We start from the raw sequence: 3,238 nt of genomic DNA, 5'->3' as shown, positions 1-3,238 counted from the left end.
TGGACTATATACTTGATTCATAATTTGAAATGGTATATAGACCCTGGCTAGTTGTTTTTCTTTTCCTCTTTCATAAAAATCTCCACTCATTTAGAATCCTCCCTCATGTAAATATTATTTCTTTTCAATATATAGTACGTTTTTTAAATCCAATTGTTACAATGAAAAAATGGTTCCTACCAATAAAACAGTAGGAACCATTTTTTTATAAAATTTTCTAATTATCAATTACTCAAAGTTATCTATTATTAACTTAATCAGTTACTAAGAAACAAGAAACAAAATGATCTGGTTTTACTTCTATTAATTTTGGATCTGTATTAAAGCATTTTTCCATTGCATAGTTACATCTTGGAGCAAATCTACATCCTGGTTTTGGTTCAATTGGAGATGAAATTTCACCCTTTAGTAAAATCCTATCTTTTTTAGACTTCAAACTTGGTACTGGTATAGCTGATAGCAAGGCTTGAGTATAAGGATGTAAACTATTTTTAAAGAGTTCATTAGTAGGAGCTTTTTCAATAATTTTCCCAAGATACATAACTGCTATACTATCTGAAATATGCTTAACCACTGATAAATCATGAGTGATAAACAAATAAGTTAGCCCAAGTTCCTCTTGTAAATCTTGCATAAGATTTAATATTTGCGCTTGAATTGAAACGTCTAAAGCTGACACAGGCTCATCTGCAACTATGAATTTTGGTCTCAATGCCAATGCTCTTGCAATACCAATCCTCTGTCGTCTACCTCCATCAAGCTCATGAGGATATGAATTTATAAGTCTTTCTGCTAAACCAACTATATCCATAAGTCTTAAAACTTCTTTTTCCAATTTTGAATTCTTATTTTCTACTATTTTATGAACGATTAAAGGCTCCGCTATTATTTCAGATACAGATAATCTTGGATTTAATGATGAAAATGGATCCTGAAATATAATTTGAACATCTCTTCTAAGTTTAGCTAATTCTTTTTTTTGCATATTGGTAACGTTTTTTCCATCAAATGTTATATTACCATCTGTAGCTTCTAAAAGTCTTAGAATTAATCTTCCAGCTGTAGACTTACCACACCCAGATTCTCCAACTAAACCTAATGTCTCTCCTTTTTTTATTTCAAAATTTACATCATCAACTGCATGGAGTTTTCCTTTAGGAGTATCAAAGTATTTTTTTAATCCTTCTACTTTCAAAATAGCCTCTGTCATTATTCCACCTCCTTAGCTTCTACTAGCCCTTCATATATAAGACATTTTACTTGATGATTATCACCTATATCTTTTGTTATTGGCTCTTGTTCTTTACATATTGGTTGGGCATGAGGACATCTAGGATGGAATTTACAACCAGATGGTAAATCCGTTGGATCTGGCATTAGTCCTTTTATTGGATTTAATCTTTCCACATCCTCTTCTAAGTTTGGGATAGAACCAAAAAGACCTATAGTATAAGGATGTTTTGGATCTTCAAATAATTGTTCTAAAGAAGCAAATTCTACTATTTCCCCAGCATACATTACCGCTACTTTATTACAAGTTTCTGCAACAATCCCTAAATCATGAGTAATTAATATCATAGCAGTATTGAATTCTTCTTTTAAATTCCTCATTAATTCCAATACTTGAGCTTGTATTGTAACATCTAATGCCGTTGTAGGTTCATCAGCTATTAATAAATTTGGGTTACAAGCTAAGGCAATAGCAATAACTACCCTTTGCTTCATTCCTCCTGAAAACTGATGAGGGAAATCTACAGATCTTTCTTTTGGAATTCCTACCAATTCTAGCATTTCTATAGCTTTTTCCATTGATTCATCATAAGATAATTTTTGATGAATCTGAATCCCTTCTGCTATCTGTTCTCCTACAGTCATTACTGGATTTAAAGAAGTCATGGGATCTTGGAAAATCATTGATATTTGATTCCCTCTAATATTTCTCATTTCTTCTTCTGTCTTATCTAATAAATTAGTTCCATTAAAAATAATTTCACCGTCTATTATCTTTCCAGGAGGATTAGGTACTAGTCTTAGAATGCCTAATGCAGTAGTAGTTTTCCCAGCACCTGTTTCGCCAACTAACCCTAATGTTTCTCCTTTATCCAAATCTATATTAAGTCCATTAACTGCCTCCACTACACCATCATCAGTAATATAATGAACTACTAAGTTTTTAATTTCTAGAATATTGTTTTTATCCATGTGCTTTTTACCCTCCTTCTACTCCTTTAACCTTGGGTCTAGTGCATCTCTTAATCCATCACCCAGAAGGTTTAAAGCTAATATAGTTATCATAATAGCAAGACCTGGGAAAGTAGTTATATGAGGTGCTTGTCTTAAAAACGATCTACCATCTGCTAGCATAGCTCCCCATTCTGGTTGAGGTTTAGGAACCCCAAGGCCTATAAAACTTAAACCTGCTGTAGAAAGTATAGCACTTGCTACACCTAAAGTTCCTTGAACTATTACTGGTGCCAATGCATTTGGTATAATATGTTTAATGATTATTCTACTATCTTTAGCACCGACAGCCCTTGCTGCCTCAATAAATTCTTGGTCTTTAACCATTAATACAGAAGCTCTTACGATTCTAGCATACTGTGGTATTGAAGATATCCCTATTGCTATCATCAAATTCATTAAACTACCACCTAGTGCCGAAACTATAGCAATAGCTAATAGAATACTTGGTATAGCCAAAAATACATCCATAGCTCTCATTATAATATTATCTACTCTTCCACCATAAAATCCTGCTACGGCACCTAGAGTTCCACCTATGATAACTGCAATTCCTACAGCTACAATACCTACCATTAAAGAAATCCTTGCTCCATGGATAAGTCTTGCAAATATATCTCTACCTAAATCATCTGTACCTAGCCAATGATCTTTGCTTGGTCCTTGTAATCTTACAGATGTATTCTGTTTGATTGCTACCTCATCATAGTCTGCTATCTGATTAGCAAATACAGCTAATAAAATTAAAACTATCAGTATACCTAAGCCAAGCATGGCCATTTTATCTTTTTTTAATCTTCTCCATACTTCCATCCATTGGCTTCTTTTTTTTCTTGGCTTTACATTCGATTTGATTTCAGCTCCTGTTGACATATCTTTAGATTGCATATTGAAAACCCTCCTTTGCTAAGTCCTTATCTATATTGGGATTTAATCCGTGGGTCTAAAAATGCATATAGTATATCTATAAATAGATTAACAATACTAAAAGTTGCGG

General features: G+C 33.0%; 3 protein-coding genes. All 3 read right to left on the bottom strand.

Going from position 1 to position 3,238, the window contains the following annotated elements; translation table 11 throughout:
- Positions 1–253 precede the first annotated feature (253 nt).
- From VK998_RS04850 to VK998_RS04840, 3 genes are read right to left on the bottom strand one after another with little or no spacing between them, the layout of a single operon-like run.
- Positions 254–1,210 (bottom strand): ABC transporter ATP-binding protein, encoded by a 957-nt coding sequence (locus VK998_RS04850; RefSeq protein WP_325226137.1) that lies wholly within the window; start codon positions 1,208–1,210, stop codon positions 254–256.
- Positions 1,210–2,202 carry an ABC transporter ATP-binding protein gene (locus VK998_RS04845; RefSeq protein WP_325226134.1) on the bottom strand — a complete coding sequence of 331 codons (993 nt, stop codon included), beginning with the start codon at positions 2,200–2,202 and terminating at the stop codon, positions 1,210–1,212. The genes VK998_RS04850 and VK998_RS04845 overlap by 1 nt, the downstream gene beginning before the upstream one ends.
- 18 nt (positions 2,203–2,220) lie before the next feature.
- The gene (locus VK998_RS04840) at positions 2,221–3,129 is read right to left on the bottom strand and encodes an ABC transporter permease (protein ID WP_325226130.1); all 909 of its coding nucleotides are present in this window, start codon (positions 3,127–3,129) and stop codon (positions 2,221–2,223) included.
- Positions 3,130–3,238 lie beyond the last annotated feature (109 nt).

The sequence above is a fragment of the Schnuerera sp. genome (assembly GCF_035459645.1).
Classification (GTDB): Bacteria; Bacillota; Clostridia; order Tissierellales; family Tepidimicrobiaceae; genus Schnuerera.
Note: the sequence above shows the minus strand (reverse complement) of the source record. Positions and strands in the feature narration are given on the sequence as shown.